This window comes from Acinetobacter sp. P1(2023), assembly GCF_028367635.1.
In the GTDB taxonomy this organism is placed as follows: Bacteria; Pseudomonadota; Gammaproteobacteria; order Pseudomonadales; family Moraxellaceae; genus Acinetobacter; species Acinetobacter pittii_E.
Genome location: NZ_JAQNDD010000004.1, coordinates 175,919 through 194,441 on the forward strand (window position 1 = coordinate 175,919; position 18,523 = coordinate 194,441).

Below are 18,523 nucleotides of genomic sequence, written 5' to 3' on the forward strand. Positions count from 1 at the left end.
CTTGTTGAGTTGAAATCAATTTAAAACACGATTTAAGCATGTAATTCATTCAATAATTTCGCTAACAAATCATTAATAAATTGAATTCGTTTTTCCTGTTCTTCAAGCTGAACCATCACTTTTAAGCGCTGACCACCTTCCATACGATAATAGGTTGGATGCTTTTGCATGAGTTGAATAATACTAATGGCCTGAACAGGTGTATCAGGCGAGAATTCAATATTGCCACCTTGGGTATTAATATCGATTTTAGTAATACCTAGCTGTTCAGCTTTCAGTCGAATTTGGTGAACACTAAATAAGTGTTTAACTGATTGCGGTGGAACTCCAAAACGGTCAATCAGTTCCATACGGATATTGTCGAGTTTTTCTTGGGTATCTGTATTACTAATACGCTTATAGAATAATAAACGCTGATGCACATCACCTAAATAATCATCTGGAATCAGTGCAGGAATGTGCAAATTAATTTCTGCTGTTAATGATAAAGGTGCATCGAAATTCGGCGTTTTTCCTTGTTGAATTGCCTTAGTGGCTTTTTCAAGCATTTCCATATACAAGCTATAACCAATTGCCTGCATTGAGCCACTTTGCTGCTCGCCTAAAAGCTCTCCTGCGCCTCGAATTTCTAAATCTTCTGTAGCCAACATGAAACCAGCACCCAGAGTTGAAGCTCTTTGGATTGCATCAAGGCGTTTTTCAGCATCACCTTTTAGATGCTTTATCGAAGGAACTAATAAATAAGCATAAGCTTGGTGATGTGAACGCCCCACACGACCACGCAGTTGATGTAATTGAGCTAGTCCAAGTTTGTCAGCCCTTTCGATCAAAATGGTGTTGGCATTTGGAACATCAATACCGGTTTCAATAATGGTTGAGCATACCAATACATTGTATTCTTTGTGATAGAACTGTTGCATGACTTGCTCAAGTTCTCTTTCCCTCATTTGTCCGTGAGCCACTGCTACACGAGCTTCCGGAACAAGCACACGAATATTTTCAGCAGCTCTTTCAATCGTATCAACTTCATTGTGCAAGAAATATACTTGGCCACCACGCAGTAATTCACGCAAAATCGCTTCTTTAATAGATGCTTCGGTATGCTCTTGTACAAAGGTTTTAACAGCTAAACGACGGGCTGGCGGTGTAGCAATGATAGATAAATCACGCATTCCCGAAAAAGCCATATTTAAAGTTCGTGGAATTGGTGTAGCTGTAAGCGTCAACATATCTACATCTGCGCGTAATGCTTTAATACGCTCTTTATCACGCACTCCAAAACGATGTTCTTCGTCGACCACCATTAAGCCTAGATCTTTAAAATATACATTTTCTTGTAAAAGTTTATGGGTACCTACCACAATATCAACTTTGCCCTCAGCAAGGTCTTCAATATTTTTCGTATGCGTTTTATTTGAACCAAAGCGTGAGAGCACTTCAATACGAACAGGCCAGTCAGCAAAACGGTCTTTAAAAGACTCATAATGCTGTTGAGCAAGCAATGTCGTCGGTACTAAAACAGCAACCTGTTTACCATTTTGCACCGCAACAAATGCTGCACGCATCGCAACTTCAGTTTTACCAAAACCAACATCCCCACAAACAAGTCGATCCATCGGTTTAGCTTGTTGCATATCATAAAGCGTCGCTTCAATAGCATTGGCCTGATCAAGGGTTTCTTCATACGCAAATCCACTCGCGAATTGCATATAAAGTGACTGATCTATTTCAAAGCCAAAACCAGGTTTTGACTGACGACGGGCTTGTATATGTAACAACTCTGCTGCAACATCATGAATTTGTTCTAAAGCTTTACGTTTTGCTTTACTCCACGCATCAGTTCCAATTTTATGTAATGGTGCTAAGTCCGGATCTCCACCACTGTAACGGCTAATAAGATGCAAATTCGTCACAGGTACATAAACTTTTGCCTCTTCAGCATAGTCTAATTGCAAGAATTCATAATCTTGCCCTTCAATTGCTAAAGTAATTAACCCAGCATAACGCCCTACACCATGGTCAATATGAACAACAGGAGCGCCAATACTTAATTCGGTCAAACTACGAATTAAGAACTCTTCTGAAACTTCTTGCTGACGTTTACGACGACGTTGGACTACCCGGTGCTCATATAACTGATTTTCTGAAATAACAGACAATTGATCGGTTAAAAGCAACCCACGGTCCAATGGCGCATTAGTAATCGCAATCGCGAACTGACTTTTCTGAAACTGCTCAAAACTATCTACGCTAGGAATATCTCCCAGGCTGGCACGCAAACCATCTCTTAAACTTTCACGACGACCAGCACTTTCTGCAACTAATAAAACTGGATGGTTCGCTTCATCAATATATTTTTTAACTACCGCAAATGGTTTTTCTTTCTTCGGGTCAACTGCCAGCTTAGGAGGTTGCTCAACTTTGAGATTTAAAGCTCCAGCTTTTTCTTCAACTAGCTCAGCACTCACAAGCATACGTGGGAACTGATTTAAGGCACTAAGCAAGTGGTTTGGCGCAATAAATAATTCATCAGGAGGTAGAATTGGCTGATCTGCGTTATGACGTCTATCTTCATACCTGCGGAAAACTTCTTTCCAAAAACTGGTTAAATCAGTGTCCACATCATTAGTTGTAATTACAATGCAATTCTTTGGCAAATACGTTGTCAGTGTACTTTGAGCTGGCATTTGAGCTTTATCAAAAAATAAAGGTAAATAAAACTCAATTCCTGGAGATGCAATTCCATCAAGAACATCTTGATAAATGGGGTTTTTCTTAGGATTTGCAGTCGGAAAAAGTTCAGAGTAACGGTCTCTGAAAATCGAACGAGCTTCTTTTAAAGGGAACTCTTTCGCTGGAAGAACTGTAAAACTTTTTAAAGTTGTGGTGGTTCTTTGCGTTTCTGGATCAAAGAATTTTAATGTATCAATTTCATCATCAAACAGGTCAATACGGATAGGCGCATTCTGACCAGATGCAAAAATATCCATAATGCTGCCACGTACAGCAAATTCACCGTGATCATAAACCGTGTCTACTAAATGATAGCCTGCTTGTACTAACCGTAACTTCTGTTGTTCTAAATCAAATTTTTGCCCCACATGAATATCAAAATGCTCACCTAAAACCCAAGAATATGGTGCAACTCTCTGGGCTAAAGTACTCGCTGAAATGAGTAAGACACCCTTTTGCGGCATATTAGATAAAATTGCGAGACGTTCCGAAACAATATCTTGATGAGGTGACAAACGATCATACGGCAAAATCTCCCAATCAGGGAAAATTGTCGGTTTTATACCATAAAATTCAAGTTCACTTTCTAACTGAGCAACATGTTGGTTATTTCGAGCCACCACCACGAGCAAAGATGAATGCTGAATAGCAATTTCTTTGAATAATAATGCAGCAGATGAACCTAATAACGACCCTACCCAACGCTTTTCACCGGCTTTGAGCTGTTGTAAATTCAATTGAGAGATTTCTTGTTGAAACATGTATATGGCTTTTATCAGCTAAGAAGATATGAGCTCAATAGTAGCATGATGTTTTTAGTGAAATGAGTTATTTTTTTGAAAATCAAACTACTACTTCGCTCTAATTTTTATATTTTTTAATCAATCAACTATGATTATTTATCACGCAAAAACAAAACGTAATATTGATTTAATATTTGTATAACGGATTTAAGTTCAAGTAACTTTTGTTCTGTATTTCCTAACCTTTCTACATAGCGTTGCGTTGCAATCTCTAAATCAATTTTTTCATTAATTTGTGGCGTAATTTGAAATAGTTTAGGTAGATTATCAAAATTCTGTAGTTTACGATTTGAAAAATACTCAAGATGCTCTAACCACTTTTCATTAATTACGACATCTTTAATCACCGGGCCGTGTTCGGAATCAAACCTGAGTTGGTTCTCTTGTAAATAAATTTGCTCAGGTGTCTCTTTCGAGCCTTGGAAGAGTTGTGTTAACTTTTTAAACATTTCATCACATCATATTAATTTCAATGTACATAGTGGAGGTAATCTATTCACCTCCACCATTAAAGATTAAAGCTTATTTTTAATGATTACTCATCACCTAAATCATCCAGAAAATCCACAGTTGGTACGAAAAATAGAGTTCCAGTTTGGGCAGTACTAAAATCAAGTAATCGGTCAAGATTACCTTGCTCATTTCCTAAGAACATATTTTCAAGCATTTGTCGGGTTGTACTAAATTTACGCGAGTAGCCGATAAAGAATGTGCCATATTCATTTCTAGAAGGATTCGAAAAAGGCATATTAGCTCGCATAATTTTAAGTTCATTGCCTTCTGCATCGTGAGCTTTACTTACAACATTATGAGCAGTTAAAGGTTTTTCATCATCGCTGAGCTCAACATCATTGAACTTTTTACGGCCAATCACTTTTTCTTGCTCTTCGTCAGTTAATGAACGCCATTTATCCATATCATGCGTATATTTTTGGATAAAAGCATAACTTCCCCCGATAAAATTAGGATCTTCATCACCGACCAATGCCCACTGTGCTGCAATAACGGGTTCAGGGTTCTCAGTCCCATCCACAAAGCCAATAATTGCCCGTCCATCAAAATAACGGAAGCCATGAACTTCATCAATTGGATACGTTACTTTACCAAGCTGTTGATTAATTATATTACCCAGCTCATAACATAAAGTCTGGCGATCAGCACGAATATGAAAAAATAAATCCCCTGGAGTTGAAACAGCCGTATATTTCGGACCTCTAATTTCTTGAAATGGTTGTAACTCTTGGGGCTTTGCTTTCTCTGGAAATAAAATATCCCATGCATTTGAGCTAAAACCTAAAGTAGCATTAAATTTACTATCCGGATAACGATTAAAGAGACTTCGAGTTAATGCTGAAAAATTAGCAGCAAAATCTTTTACTTTTTCTATTACAGAATCACCTTGAGCCAGCCCCAACACAATAAATAATGCATTTTCACCAGGAGCACTCGTTACAGGTTGAATTCTCATACATTCCATAAAATATGCCTTTTTAGGTATTTAACCTCGTTAATTTAGCATATTCACTTTCTTTTCATACATACCTTCATAAAATCTAATATTCATAAGAGTTTAAGTAAAATGCCTTAAACTCTTGCTCAAACTAACCTTAAATTAATGTCCGTACTGCTTTTTTAAATATTTTACGATTTGAGCAGATTCAAACATCTTCACTCCCGTATTTGGATCTACCAAATATGGCACTTGCATTTTACCTTGCATAATAGGCAATAGCTTTTCTCTTTTCCCATCTTTTAAAGGTATATATTTCCCTGGTTTTAAGCGAAGGATAGCAGGTCCCATATCTTGCCATCTTTCTTTCGCCACATTATGCAAAATATATGGAAGTTCAAGTTCAGAGAGTAGACTTCTTACAATTCGTGAATACGGACTCGCCTCAAAACTCCATAACTCAAGTTTTTGCTCAGGCGCAGCTCTATCAATAATTTTTTTATTTATCCAAACTCCACGAGCACCATTTAAGATAGTCCCTGCAACTGCAACATAAGGCATGTTTGGGTAACTCGAAAATTTCTGAGGTGTTTTCCCTGTCTTACCATAGTGTTTAAATAAATGATGAATAATATCTTGTGATTCATATAGCTGATCACCAGTATTTTCATCAATTAAAAAAGGAAATTGTAATTTGCCGCCTTTTTCTTTTACAACTGATCTATACTTTTTTCCTCCCTTAGGACATGGATAAATTTCCACGTCCAAATTCAAAAGTGTAATCACTTCACGAACGCGACGGCAAAATGGTGAACCTTCAAATTCATATAGTTTTAAAGCTTTTACAGGTTGCTGTGGAAATGCCGTTCCTGTAACACCTCTACCACCTTCGGCAATTGCAGATACAACTGCTTGAAGTACTTTAATTTGATGAATCACCATCATGCGTTCCTTTGTATGAGAGAATTAGACTAATTTTTCTTTTGCAATCACAATTCCATTATTATCAGCATAGATAAAATCACCAGATTGGATTGTGACTCCACCAAAATATAAAGGAATATCTATTTCACCAATGCCTTTACGATTACTTTTTTGGGGAATTGCAGCCAATGCATGTACGCCTAAATCCAAAGTTGCAAGTGCATCAACATCGCGTACACAACCGTAAATCACCACACCATTCCAATTATTTTTAACCGCTGATTCAGCAATCATGTCACCCATAAGCGCACAACGCATAGAGGCACCACCATCTACCACTAATACTTTATCTGTACCATCTGTTGCTAATAACTCTTTTACTCGTGAGTTATCTTCAAAGCACTTTACGGTTACAACCTGCCCCCCAAATGTTTTACGCGCCCCATAACTTTGAAAGAACTTTCCATCCATTGATGGAATTACGACCTGCAAGTTTTTTTCAGGGTTATCATCTAATAAATCACAAGTTACAAATGGTATTGTCGACACTTAAATACTCCATTATCGAGTTTGTTGTATGCTCAGATTATCATATCGTTTAAAAGCTTCAATTTGCGTTAGCGCCGCTACGACCATCATATGAGCCAATTGCTCTGCAGTTACAGGCTTATATTTGAATGGTTTTTGTAATTTATTCTCAATAAACTTAAAAAGACTTTGCCCTATGTCTTCAATAAACCGTACATCACTACGTTTACCAATCAGTAAAGACGGTCTAAAAATAGATAATTTTTCGATTTCTAAACTTTCAATATAATCTTCTAACTGTCCTTTCACTTTATTATAGAAAATTAGAGAGTTTGCATTTGCGCCAAGAGCACTCACTAGCAGTAAATGAATGTGCTTGTCTTGCACTAGGTCTGCTAAATGAGCATTGATTTCATAATCCACGGAGTAAAAGGCCTGTTTTGAACCAGCGATTTTTAATGTTGTTCCTAAACAGCTAAATGCATGAGTATGTCCACTCACATCTTCGTCATTGAGCAATAAAAAATCTTCTATAACGATTTGAGTAACTTTTTTATATGTATTAAGTAGTTGTGATTCTTTTCTCACGACTACTGTAATCTCTTCAAATTCGGGTGTTTGCTCAAGCTGTTCAACAAGAGCTAAACCCACAAGTCCAGTAGCACCTATCACAATTGCTTTTTTAGCACTTATAGTCATTTTTTATCCAACCCTCTTTAAGTTTGTATCAAATTTAACCTTTTCTTACCGTTTTAGCAGCCCCTAAAACCGCTTAAAATGCTCGCAAGGCTTGACTTCACGGTGTTGATTCATCACAATATGGCACTTGTTTACGGGCTGGTGATGGTTACATCAGTTTACTGAATTGACCACAGCCCGCCCAGACCAACTTATTTTCAAGGAGTGCAAGAGTGGCAAACTCTGCTCAAGCTAAAAAACGTGCGCGTCAAAACGTTACAGCGCGTAAACACAACGCAAGCTTGCGTTCTATGGTTCGTACCTACATCAAACGTACTTTAAGTGCAATCGCTGGTGGTGATTATGCTGTTGCTACAGAAGCTTACAAAAAAGCTGTTCCTGTAATCGACCGCATGGCTGATAAAGGCATCATCCACAAAAATAAAGCTGCTCGTCATAAGAGCCGTTTAAATGCTCAAGTTAAAGCGTTAGCTAACTAATTTGAACATGTAAAAAAAGCCCAATAGGGCTTTTTTTATTATCTATCATTTTTGAGCTTATAGTACTTTATGAAATTTAGCCACATTCAGTTCGTAGGCCTTTCCTCTCCAAATCCACTTTAATTTACAATTTGGAAACTCTTCACCTTCAAACCATACAAATAACCCTTCCATCATTTCAGGCCAATCTTCTTTCTTAATTTTATTCTCACCTGAGATTACAGCAACAATGGCAGCAATAATCGTGTCATGACTGACGGCTAAACTAAGGCCACCTTGAGTTTTAGGATGAGTTCGGTAAATAAGCTCTAGTACATCTAAAACCCCAGTAATTGGATGTTTCATGCCAGGCAATGCATTATTTACAAAACTATTAATAAAACCTAACGCGCCTTGCTTTTTGAAATAAGGAGCAGCTTGTTTTATATCCAAAACAAAACTACCTGGTTCAACAAGTAGACCTTGCTCAATAATCTCAATCGTATGAGTATTAGATTGAGGGCTTACATCGTCAGCCCCTTCAATCATGAGCGCAGCCGTATCGACACAGCGCTGTATTGGACTTGAAATACAATGCTGAATAACACGATCTGTATTTTTGATTAAATAATTACCCCACGCCTGTGCAAGCTCACGCCCCTGAGGAGTAAGTTGGAGATCATATCCAGCCAAGCCCTGCCCATCTACAAGTTCTCTTAAAGAATGGCGCGTAAATAAGGTTACAGGAGTTGAAGCATCGGGCAATAAATCAATTGCTTCAAACATACTTTTAGGCAATAAATCGAGTGCCATTTTTATCTTGTCATCTTTTTTCAATACTTTGCCACTATAACATGTCTGGCATAACTCTCAATCTATAACACCTGATTGGGCTAAAGCTTCAAATGCTATTTTTTTACTTTCCTCATCACGAAAAGCGATAAAGCCCTTATTTAAAACCGTGTTTCTTTGGTTATATTCAAAAGGCTTACCATCCAGAGTAAGTAAACCGCCGCCTATACTTTCTAATAGTCCTTGACCTGAACTTGTGTCCCATTCAGAAGTGGGATGGAAGCGTGGATAAATATCTATTTCACCTTCTAGCATCATACAAAATTTGTAGGCACTCCCAGCTTCTCGTCGAATAATGCGATGTTCTTTTTCTATAGGTTGAATAAATTTTTGGTATTTTGGATTTTTACTACCGTGACTCAATCCTATTTGTATAGGTGCATTTAGCGGAGTTGAACTAACCTGATATTGATACCATTGTTTTTGGCTAAAACTATATTTAAAAGGTAAATCTTGCAAATATCCTAAGTACACAACTTGTTCGCATGGCACAGCAATAACCGAAAAAACGGTTTCTTTACCCTTAATCAAGCTTAAATTAATCGTAAATTCATCACGTTCATGTATAAATTCTTTGGTTCCATCGAGTGGGTCTAACATCCAACAAGTAGACCAGTCATGACGGGCACTATAATCACTTTCTTCAGACAAAACAGGCAAATCTGGAGTAATTTCTGCAAGATGTTTTAGTAAAAATCTATTTACCTTTAGATCTGCTTGGGTTACAGGTGAATCATCTTGTTTTTCATGAATAGTAAACTCATAACCCGCAGAATAGTTTTGATATTCTTCTAATAAAATTTGGCTCGCCTGTTCCAAAATAGGCAGAAGTTGATTAATTAAATTATCTTGTGGGCGTGTAGTTGTTATAAACATAAATATGCTCTATATAGTTTCAATTCTATTATAGGTGAATTATGAACAATTCAATATTCGCCAACAGTTTGATTTACTAAAATAGTAATCTATCTTAATCATTAGGCGAGCACTGCTTTGAGCGTACGCTATATAGTTAATATGAGTAATTATAATGTTTATAAAAGCTTTTATTCCGTACAAAAAACAATCTATAAGTTATGAAAAATAAACAACTTAAATCAGATTTATCCATTTCCTTTTCATATATTTCTTGGTATGTTCAAAGACACAATAACAAGATGGAAGAAAGTGCACATGATGCTATATGGATATCATTTCTCTACAATAGAACATAACTGGGAAGACCTTAAGCCCTTAACTGAGTTTCTACAAACCTTTGCAGATGATGATGGTGACGTCTCTCAACGAGATAAAGAATCACTTAAAGAAATCATAGCGAAATCTGATACGGCCTTGGCTTTAGCTAGAGAAATGGGTTGGGATGGGAGTTATACAGGTTGTCCTTATCTATTCTGGTTACCAAGTAAAAATAGCCAATCTTTTGAATATGGCTTCGTATTTAAACAGACCTCAGATAATACGACTTTTGTGATTTCGCCTATTGAATTGACCTATCTAGCTGAAGATTCTGAAGTACAAACATTAAGTAAAAATATTGAATAAGACATAGAGGTTATTGATTCAAATTGAGATCAATAATCTCCTCTTAGTTTTAAGCAAGTTAGTCAAACATACTTAACTGTAGTGTAGGTTTTATAATTTTTTCTTTTGGTACATGAGAGCATTCAAATTCTTTGACGGGAAAGCCCTCAATAAAACTTGAAATGTCAGGCGATTCTAAACTTAACCACTCTTCCAAACGATCATGTGGAATTACAATCACTGATCGTTTAACGTCACCTGGTTCGTGAAAGTCTTTCATCATTGGATGGTCTATAGCATCCATGGTCAACATGCTTGCAGAACGAATAATCGTTTCATTTATTTTGCAAATTTCATAGATCGCTGCAATAAAAAAAGCCTGCCCATCTTTACGGCGCACACCCCACCGCTCTGGCTTATCATTTATATATTTACTTTCATAAAACTCAGTCACTGGAATCACACCGAACTTACATTTAAGCGCAGCTTCTTGAAAACTCGGTTTTTGGAAAATTGTTTCATGACGAGCGTTATAAGTATGTTTTGCTATATTGGTATCTTCAGCCCATTTTGGAACCAATCCAAACATCACTTCACGCCATTCAAGGCCTTGCGATGATTTAAATAATAATGGCATTGTTCCAGCAGGATAAACCTCCTCGGCATAGCTAAAGCCAACTTCAGGTAACTGAAGTTGCTGTAATTGAGCGAGCGTTAAAGGTTTAAAGTTAGCGCACATAGCAAGAATAAAATACTCTATATTTACTTTTTATATTTTATAAGCATTTGCCCTATAAACCAAATAAAAAGGCACTAGAAAGTGCCTTTAACGACATAACTTTACGCTTATGAGATGTGCTGAATTCCTTGAGGAATGGCCTGCAATAATCGTTTAGTATAGTCATGTTGAGGATGTGCATAGAGCTCATCTGAGTTAGCGATTTCAACAACCTCACCATGATTCATGACCATCACCTGATCAGAGATGTACTTCACAACCGATAAATCATGTGAAATAAAGATATAACTAAGCCCAAACTCATCTTGTAAGTCTTGTAATAAGTTAAGTACTTGTGCTTGAACTGAAACATCCAAGGCCGAAACCGATTCATCACAAATCAAAATTTCAGGCTTTAGCGTTAAACACCGTGCAATGGCAATACGTTGGCGTTGCCCACCTGAGAACTCATGCGGATAACGATAATAAGCTTGCTCAGGTAAATTCACTCGCTCAAGCAGTCCAAGGGCAATCTGTTTACGTTCAGCGTCATCTTTACCAATACCATGAATTTGCATAGGCTCTAATAATATCTGCCCAATGGTAAAACGTGGATTAAGAGAGGCATATGGGTTTTGAAAAATGATCTGAATCTTTCGTTGATATTTAGCAAACTCTTTTTCAGTTAATGAAAGAATATCTTTACCATCGATGAAAGCCTGCCCTCCAGAGGCTTGATGTAAGCGCATGAGTAACAACCCAACGGTCGTTTTACCTGAACCTGACTCACCGACTAAACCTAAAGTTTTTCCTTTAGCAAGTTTAAAAGAAACGCCTTTTACGGCCTGAAACTCTTCTTTGCCAAATAGACCTTTACGACTATAAAAGCTTTTTTTCAGATCCTTTACTTCTAAGATAATTTGCTCATTACCATTTAAACCCCGTTTGCGCTGGGGAATTTGTGAAACGTCAAAACTTTGTTCGACCAATATATTGTCTTCTTGACGCATAAAATCGCTGGTCACAGGCAAACGATAAGGTCGTTGTGACATTTCAGGACGACAGTAAAGTAACGCTCTCGTATATACATCTTTAGGTTGTTCTAGAACCTGTTCAGCCACGCCTTGCTCTCTAATTTCACCATGACGCATCACAATGACTTTATCTGCAATTTCACCGACCAATGCCAAATCATGAGTAATAAAAAGCATCGACATTTGACGGCGCTTACGCAATGACTCAAGTAAATCAATAATCTGTTTTTGGATCGTGACATCAAGTGCTGTAGTCGGCTCATCGGCAATCAGCAGTTTAGGCTCACACGCAATCGCCATAGCAATCATGACACGTTGCTGCTGACCACCCGAAAGTTGATTTGGATAAGCATCAATTTTAGTTTCAGGTGAAGGAATACCGACTTCTTTAAGTAATTCTAAAACGCGTTTTCGGGCCTGTTTACGGCTCACCCCCATATGCAAACACAACACTTCCGCAATTTGATTGCCAACCGTAAAAACAGGATTTAATGATGACATCGGCTCCTGAAAAATCATGGCAATATCTTTGCCACAAATTTTACGCATCTCTGTACGAGATAAGCTCAGTAAATCTTTACCTTCAAATATAATTTTACTTTGCTCATCAATTTTACTCTGACCTACGGGCAGTAAACCCATAGTTGCCAAAGAAGTAACCGATTTGCCGCTACCCGACTCACCTACTAAAGCAACCGTGGTGTTTGCAGGAATATCAAAACTAATTCCCTTCACGGTTTCAATATATTGTTTATCTTCACCTTTAAAACTCACTCGTAAATTTTTAACATGCAGCAACGGCGCATTCTGATTTTCATGTTCTGACATTAGGATTTCCTCTTATTTTAGTTTTGGATCTAATGCATCACGAAGTGCATCAGTAAACATTGAAAATGCCGTTACCAAAACAGCCATCGCGACAGAGGCTGCGACAAGCTGCCACCACTTACCTAAAAGAAGTTCACTTTGTGCTTCATTTAACATACTCCCCCAAGACACTACGCCTACAGGCACACCAAAACCTAAGAAACTTAAAATGACCTCAGATTTAATGAAAGACACCACCAGAATTGACATTTGGACCAAAGCAATATGGCTGACATTAGGGAAAATATGAATGAACATACGGCGGAAGTGTCCAACGCCAATTGCTTTAGCAGCAAGAACGTACTCACGTGCAGTATGTTTCATATATTCGGCACGAATTAAACGATAAACCCCCGTCCACCCAGTTAAACCTAAAATTAGAACAATAGATAAAATGCCTTTTTGTTGAAGTACAGCAGCAATAGCGAGAACTAATAATAAATATGGAATTGAGGTAAAAATGTTATAAAACCAGTTGAGAATATCATCCACCCAACCACCGAAATATCCAGAAATTGCGCCTAAAAGTGTACCAATGCCTACCGCAAGTAAAGCGGATATCACCCCAACAATGATTGAAGTTTCAGCACCTTTAATGGTCTTTTTAAGGACGTCTTGTCCCCATTTGTCAGCTCCAAATATAAGTGTGCTTTTAAGTTCACTCTGCTGGTCCAGTAAGTGTCCTCCAAGTTGCTGATCAATCGCCTTCATATCATCAGCTAAAGGGTCCACTACACCATAATAATCAATCGCACTTCCAGCACTCTTTTCTTGTTTAATTTCAGCCTTAAGTTGATGAATTACATCTTTTAAGGGATCGACAGGATTTTCTGGTAATTCCTCATCAACCACCGCAGCATTTTGCCCTGCACCTGTTGTCTTATCTGCGCCTATAAATGTAGGTGGTGCATAACTTACTGCAACCTCTTTATTCCAGTCAGATGCAATCACACCTGTCATTGATAGAACCAGAATAATAAAATAAAGCAATACAATCACTAGCGATGACATTGCAATCTTGTCGGCCCGAAGACGGTGCATGGCAAGTTTCCACAGACCAGATGAATGAGCTTCCGCTTTTGTTTGTTGTTTTCTTTTTGATAAAACGCTCAGCATAGCCCACCTACTTCAACTGTACACGTGGATCAACCACTTTGTAGACCAAATCGGCAATCAAGTTAAAAATCATGGTTGCAGCTGCGATGTAAACTGTAATTGCTTTAATAACAGGAAAATCACTCCGCTCAACTGCAATAATTACCTCTCGACCAATCCCGGGAATACCAAAAAAACGTTCAATTAAAAATGCGCCTATGAGTAATGCAGGTAAAGTTGACATCACGTCGGTAATAATGGGAATTGAAGCGTTCCGCAGTACATGTACACCTAAGATTCGGCTTTCACCTACACCTTTAGCACGTGCTGTTCGAACATAGTCCTGATTAATTTCATCAAGCACAAAGCTACGATATAAACGCAAAGTCGGTGCAATACTCACCACCAGCATGATGAGAATCGGCAGTAAGGCAAACTTAAATAAATTGTCAGTAAAGCTATCGCTCCAGCCTTGTACTGGGAACCAACTTAGCTGATACGCCAAAACATATTGAAAAACGATAATGTAAACTAAGATGCTGATCGACATGCCGATAGTACATAGCATCATGACCATACGGTCGGTTAGAGAACCACGTACCGCTGCAACAGCCAAAGCTAAAATAATTGAAATAACGGTCTGTAAAATAGTCAGTGGAATTAGAAGCGTAAGCGACGGTCCTAATCGGGTTAAAATAATTTGGGAAACAGGTTCACCCGTACTCCAACTCGCTCCATAATCAAAAGTGAGAATCTGCTTAATAAAAATCCATAGCTGAACGTAATAAGGCTGATCGACACCAAGCTGCTTACGAATGTTTTCGATCTGCTCAGGATTAGACATCTTGCCAGCTAAAATATAAGCAGGATCGCCGCCTACCCAGTTAAAAAGAATAAAAATAAGTAAGACTACCCCCAACATAGTTGGAATCATCTGCCATAAACGCCGAATAACATATGCCAGCATAGTGATAATTCCTTATTTAACCCGTTGTCCGGTAATTTCATTAAAAAACGCTTTGTTATCAGGTTCACGGCCAAGGAAATCTTTAACTAATTCAGCAGCCGGCTTTTGACTACCTTGTGACAAAATGGTTTGACGGTAACGTTGTCCCACTTGCGGGTTATTAAGGTTATCCCCATACGCAGAAAGCATGTCTAAAGCTAAAACCTCAGACCACATATAGCCGTAATAACCGGCTTGATAACCACCCATCAAATGCCCAAACTGCCCAGGAAACTCTGTTGTTGGTACATAACCTAAAGCTGTAGCAGCTTCCATTTTTTGCCAATTTTCTAAAGGTTTTACTTTTAAGGCATCAGCAGTATGCAATGACATATCGTACTGTGCATAAAGAGTCTGACGCGCATAACGTAAGCCGCGTCCATAGTTATGTACTGCTTTTAAACGAGCAATGAGTTCGTCATCAACACGTGGACATGCCGGGTCACAATAATCAGCCACTTTAGATAAAGTCTCTTTACGGCGTGCCCACTCTTCATACATTTGAGACGGTGCTTCTACAAAATCACGCTCTACGGATGTTCCCGACTGACTGGTATAACGTGTATTTGATAATATGCCATGTAAAGCATGGCCAAATTCATGAACAAAAGTTTCTAGCTCATCACTGTTTAAACCTTTACGGTTAAAATTGGTGACTAATGCTGAAACTGGTAATCGATTGGTTAAAGTGCTGCCACCGTATACTCCCCAAACCGCAGCATGACCATATTTCCCTTCACGAGGGAATTTATCCATATACAGACCGCCAAGAAGCTTTCCTGTCTTTTTGTCAACTACATCGTAATATTCAACTTCGTTTTGCCATGCTTTCACTTTGACAGGTTTAAAATCAATACCATAAAGGTCAGATGAAATAGCAAATAACCATTTTTGAGCAGCTAAAGTCGGAAAATAGTCACGAAGTTTTTCCTGATCAATCTGATATTTACTCTTACGAAGTTTTTCACTCCAGTAAGCTTCGCTCCAACGGGTGATCTCGGTTTTTTCTAATGGCGTTTTTAATGTTTGCGCTTTAAATGCGCGCAGTTCTTCTACTTCTTTGCGCTCAAGTGGAGCTACAGTTTTTTGTACTTCTGCCAAAAACTGATTTACGGCGTCAGGTGTTTTAGCCATACGGTCTTTTAAAACCCAATCTGCATAACTTGCTTTTCCAAATAACTGTGCAAGCTCATAACGCAAATCTATTGCCTGTTTAAGTAGTTTTAAATTTTGTTCAGTACCACGTCGCGTAAAGGCAATTTGATATCTTTTTCGGGCATCATCATTATCCGCGAGCTCCATAAATGGACGATATTCCGGATATTCGAAACCTAATAAATAGTTGCCTTTAGCATTTTTCTTCAATGCTGAAATATAACTTTGAGGCAACCCTTTCATCTCTTCAGTAGTAAACTCAAGTTTTTCCGGATTATCTCGGACATTACGTGCATATTCTTGTTCGAGTTTGGTCAACTCATCCAGAATAGCCTTCATTCGTGCACGTTTTGCTGGTTCTAATTGAACACCAGTATCTTCAAATTGACTGAGAATATCTTGGCGATATTTTTGGTCAATTGGATCTGTTGCTTGCGTATTTTTAATTAAATTATAGAGCTTTGGGTTTTGAAATATATCAGTATGAAATTGATTAATTTTGATTTCGCAGTCCTCTGCGGCCTTACGCAATTTTGCATCTGGATCTACATTACTATAGAGACTTATCGGACCTGAAAAATCTTCAAAATGGGCAAAGATTTTATCCCATTTTGCCAATATAGGTGCCGCTGCTGCATTATTTGTAACAGGCGTTTTTTCAAAAACTGTAATCTGCTGTTGAATCTTTTTTAAATTTGCATCACACCATGCTGGAAGTTGTTGTGCTTTCAGTAATGGCAAAGTAGGACGTGTTGTCTCTGCCGTTACAAACTGACTTACACCCATAGTCAACATAGATAAAGTTATCATTTTCAGTGCATTGTTTTTCATTTTATCTCCAATTTTTTTCACTTAATGATTAGATTTAGTATTTGTATCAATATCGAAATACATCCACTCAGCATGCAAAATTGGATGTTTTTTATATCCAATGATTTTGGGTTGAGCCAGCATATTTCGGTAACGTGCATAAGATATTTGAGCGGGCATATATACTTCTAGTAGACGTGTCATTTTGCGATAGAGCGCATCTCTTTCAGGACCTGCTTGCATTTGTTGGGTTTGGCGATACAACGGATCAAATTCTGGTGTAGAACCACAAGACCAGTTCGTCATGTGTGTATTAGGTCCATAAAAATTCTGCATAAAATTATCGCCATCTGGATAATCGGCTATCCACGCAGAAGACCCAAACATCCCTTCACATTGTTTTTGCGCGCGAATGAGATCTGCAAAAAGCATGGGTTTAAAGACCATTCGAATGTTCAAACTATCTAAGTTCTTTTTCCAAAGCTCAGCACTTTGTTGCCCAATACTGTCGCTACGCGCCATATACTCAATAACAAGAGGTTTACCATTTGGTTGTGTCCGCCAACCTGATGCATCTTTTTTATAGTGATATCGATCTAATAGTAAATTTGCTGCTTTCACAGAATATGGCGTGCTACTTCTATACTGTGGATCGTTACCCACTACCCCTGGTGGAACTGGAAAATGTAGACGCTCTGCATCATCATTTCTTACTAATTTAATTTCTTGATCTATTGAACGAGACATTGCTATTGCACGGCGTAAGGCAATCTTTTCTTTACTCATTCCGCCAACGACCGGATTTTTAAGGTTCCAATAGATATAGCTAATTTCAGGATCAACAATACGAGATAGCTGCACACCTTCTTTAGCAAGCTCAGGTCTTAACTTACCGTCTTTAACCGCTTTTGCGACTAGTTGCCCTTCAAGCTGAAATATATCAACCTCACCACGCTGAAATGCTAGCCATCGTGATTGGTTTTCTTCCATCACCTGAATATCAATTGTGCCTATTTGAGGCATTTTTTTACCTTTAAGGCGTTTTACAATTGCCTGATCTTCAGGGCTACTGGCAGTAAAGTTCCAAGTAAAGCCACGATAATCAGGATTTGCCTTTAAAACAATGCGCGATGCTGGTACCCACTTGCTCAGTACATAAGGACCTGTACCCACAGGATGACCCATTACATAACCAGCTTTGTCTTTATATTTTTCGATAACTTCGCGTGCCACAGCACCTGTCGGATCATGAGCCAATAATAAAGGAAAGTTATAATCGGGTTTAACTAAACGAATCACCAAAGTGTACTTATCAGGTGTTTGTAAGCCACTTACCTTTTGATCATAGTTAAATTTTCCGGATTTATTGGCTGCTTTGACTAACGCCTCCATACCTTCAATTTTGTTTTCTAATAACCAGCTATTTGGAGAGCGTAGATTCGGGTCCAATAAACGCTTAAAAGAATACGCATAATCATTGGCTGTTAATTCTCTAGGTTTGCCTTTAAAAACAGGGTCTGGCGTAAAATAAATTCCCTTTTTAATGCGAATGGTATAGGTCAGACCATCAGCACTGATTTCTGGCATAGCGGTTGCTATTTGCGGAATAAGCTTTGCCGGCCTTGCTAAATAATCATAGGTATATAAAGTTTCAAATATCGATGTGGTTACATGCGCCGAATATAAATCATGGATATAAGCTGGGTCGAAACCTGTCTCAGCTGTTGGAAATACATAACGTAAAACTTTATTCGGATCTGCTGGGCTTTTCGCAAAAATACTTGTAGATCCCGTTAAGGCCATACTAGCGAATAACAAGCTGATACTACAATGCTTGAGCTTTTGTTTTAAATTTTCAGTCATCATGATC

At 38.1% G+C, this 18,523-nt stretch carries 16 protein-coding genes; 2 read left to right on the forward strand and 14 right to left on the reverse strand.

From position 1 onward, the window contains the following. Positions 1 to 32: 32 nt before the first annotated feature. The 6 genes from mfd to POD11_RS07880 form a co-directional block, all read right to left on the reverse strand. Positions 33 to 3,494 carry a transcription-repair coupling factor gene (mfd, locus tag POD11_RS07855; RefSeq protein WP_262456868.1) on the reverse strand — a complete coding sequence of 1,154 codons (3,462 nt, stop codon included), beginning with the start codon at positions 3,492 to 3,494 and terminating at the stop codon, positions 33 to 35. A gap of 134 nt (positions 3,495 to 3,628) precedes the next feature. Continuing rightward, positions 3,629 to 3,985: a hypothetical protein gene (locus POD11_RS07860; protein ID WP_262456869.1), complete on the reverse strand. Its 357-nt coding sequence runs from the start codon at positions 3,983 to 3,985 to the stop codon at positions 3,629 to 3,631. Between the two features lie 86 nt (positions 3,986 to 4,071). After that, entirely contained in the window at positions 4,072 to 5,004 is a 933-nt protein-coding gene (locus POD11_RS07865; RefSeq protein WP_262456994.1) for a Dyp-type peroxidase, read from the reverse strand. Positions 5,005 to 5,148: 144 nt separating this feature from the next. Continuing rightward, positions 5,149 to 5,931 carry a glutathione S-transferase N-terminal domain-containing protein gene (locus POD11_RS07870; RefSeq protein ID WP_262456870.1) on the reverse strand — a complete coding sequence of 261 codons (783 nt, stop codon included), beginning with the start codon at positions 5,929 to 5,931 and terminating at the stop codon, positions 5,149 to 5,151. Positions 5,932 to 5,952: 21 nt separating this feature from the next. Beyond that, entirely contained in the window at positions 5,953 to 6,459 is a 507-nt protein-coding gene (rraA, locus tag POD11_RS07875; protein ID WP_262456871.1) for a ribonuclease E activity regulator RraA, read from the reverse strand. 12 nt (positions 6,460 to 6,471) lie between these two features. Then, on the reverse strand, positions 6,472 to 7,137 hold the full coding sequence (locus POD11_RS07880) for an NAD(P)H-binding protein (RefSeq protein WP_262456872.1): 666 nt from the start codon (positions 7,135 to 7,137) through the stop codon (positions 6,472 to 6,474). Between the two features lie 212 nt (positions 7,138 to 7,349). Here POD11_RS07880 and rpsT point away from each other — a divergent pair, with 212 nt between their 5' ends. Beyond that, positions 7,350 to 7,616 (forward strand): 30S ribosomal protein S20, encoded by a 267-nt coding sequence (gene rpsT / locus POD11_RS07885; RefSeq protein ID WP_002117906.1) that lies wholly within the window; start codon positions 7,350 to 7,352, stop codon positions 7,614 to 7,616. A 57-nt stretch (positions 7,617 to 7,673) separates the two neighbouring features. Here rpsT and POD11_RS07890 read toward each other — a convergent pair whose 3' ends face one another. Both POD11_RS07890 and POD11_RS07895 read right to left on the reverse strand, forming a co-directional pair. Then, on the reverse strand, positions 7,674 to 8,408 hold the full coding sequence (locus tag POD11_RS07890) for a histidine phosphatase family protein (protein ID WP_016141165.1): 735 nt from the start codon (positions 8,406 to 8,408) through the stop codon (positions 7,674 to 7,676). A gap of 57 nt (positions 8,409 to 8,465) precedes the next feature. Next, positions 8,466 to 9,323, reverse strand: coding sequence for a 3'(2'),5'-bisphosphate nucleotidase CysQ family protein (locus tag POD11_RS07895; RefSeq protein WP_262456873.1), 858 nt, complete (start codon positions 9,321 to 9,323; stop codon positions 8,466 to 8,468). A gap of 297 nt (positions 9,324 to 9,620) precedes the next feature. Between POD11_RS07895 and POD11_RS07900 the strand changes: the two genes are divergently transcribed. Beyond that, complete coding sequence (locus POD11_RS07900) at positions 9,621 to 9,989, forward strand: hypothetical protein (protein ID WP_016141167.1); 369 nt, start codon at positions 9,621 to 9,623, stop codon at positions 9,987 to 9,989. 58 nt (positions 9,990 to 10,047) lie between these two features. Here POD11_RS07900 and POD11_RS07905 read toward each other — a convergent pair whose 3' ends face one another. The 6 genes from POD11_RS07905 to POD11_RS07930 all read right to left on the reverse strand — a co-directional run bounded on the left by POD11_RS07905 (position 10,048) and on the right by POD11_RS07930 (position 18,519). Next, positions 10,048 to 10,707 carry an SOS response-associated peptidase gene (locus tag POD11_RS07905; RefSeq protein WP_262456874.1) on the reverse strand — a complete coding sequence of 220 codons (660 nt, stop codon included), beginning with the start codon at positions 10,705 to 10,707 and terminating at the stop codon, positions 10,048 to 10,050. A 107-nt stretch (positions 10,708 to 10,814) separates the two neighbouring features. Then, entirely contained in the window at positions 10,815 to 12,548 is a 1,734-nt protein-coding gene (locus tag POD11_RS07910; protein WP_262456875.1) for an ABC transporter ATP-binding protein, read from the reverse strand. Positions 12,549 to 12,560: 12 nt separating this feature from the next. Continuing rightward, on the reverse strand, positions 12,561 to 13,703 hold the full coding sequence (locus POD11_RS07915) for an ABC transporter permease (RefSeq protein WP_262456876.1): 1,143 nt from the start codon (positions 13,701 to 13,703) through the stop codon (positions 12,561 to 12,563). 7 nt (positions 13,704 to 13,710) lie between these two features. Beyond that, positions 13,711 to 14,649, reverse strand: coding sequence for an ABC transporter permease (locus POD11_RS07920; RefSeq protein ID WP_005304778.1), 939 nt, complete (start codon positions 14,647 to 14,649; stop codon positions 13,711 to 13,713). Positions 14,650 to 14,661: 12 nt separating this feature from the next. Beyond that, positions 14,662 to 16,695, reverse strand: coding sequence for a M3 family metallopeptidase (locus POD11_RS07925; RefSeq protein WP_262456877.1), 2,034 nt, complete (start codon positions 16,693 to 16,695; stop codon positions 14,662 to 14,664). After that, complete coding sequence (locus POD11_RS07930; protein WP_262456878.1) at positions 16,696 to 18,519, reverse strand: ABC transporter substrate-binding protein; 1,824 nt, start codon at positions 18,517 to 18,519, stop codon at positions 16,696 to 16,698. Positions 18,520 to 18,523: the final 4 nt, after the last annotated feature.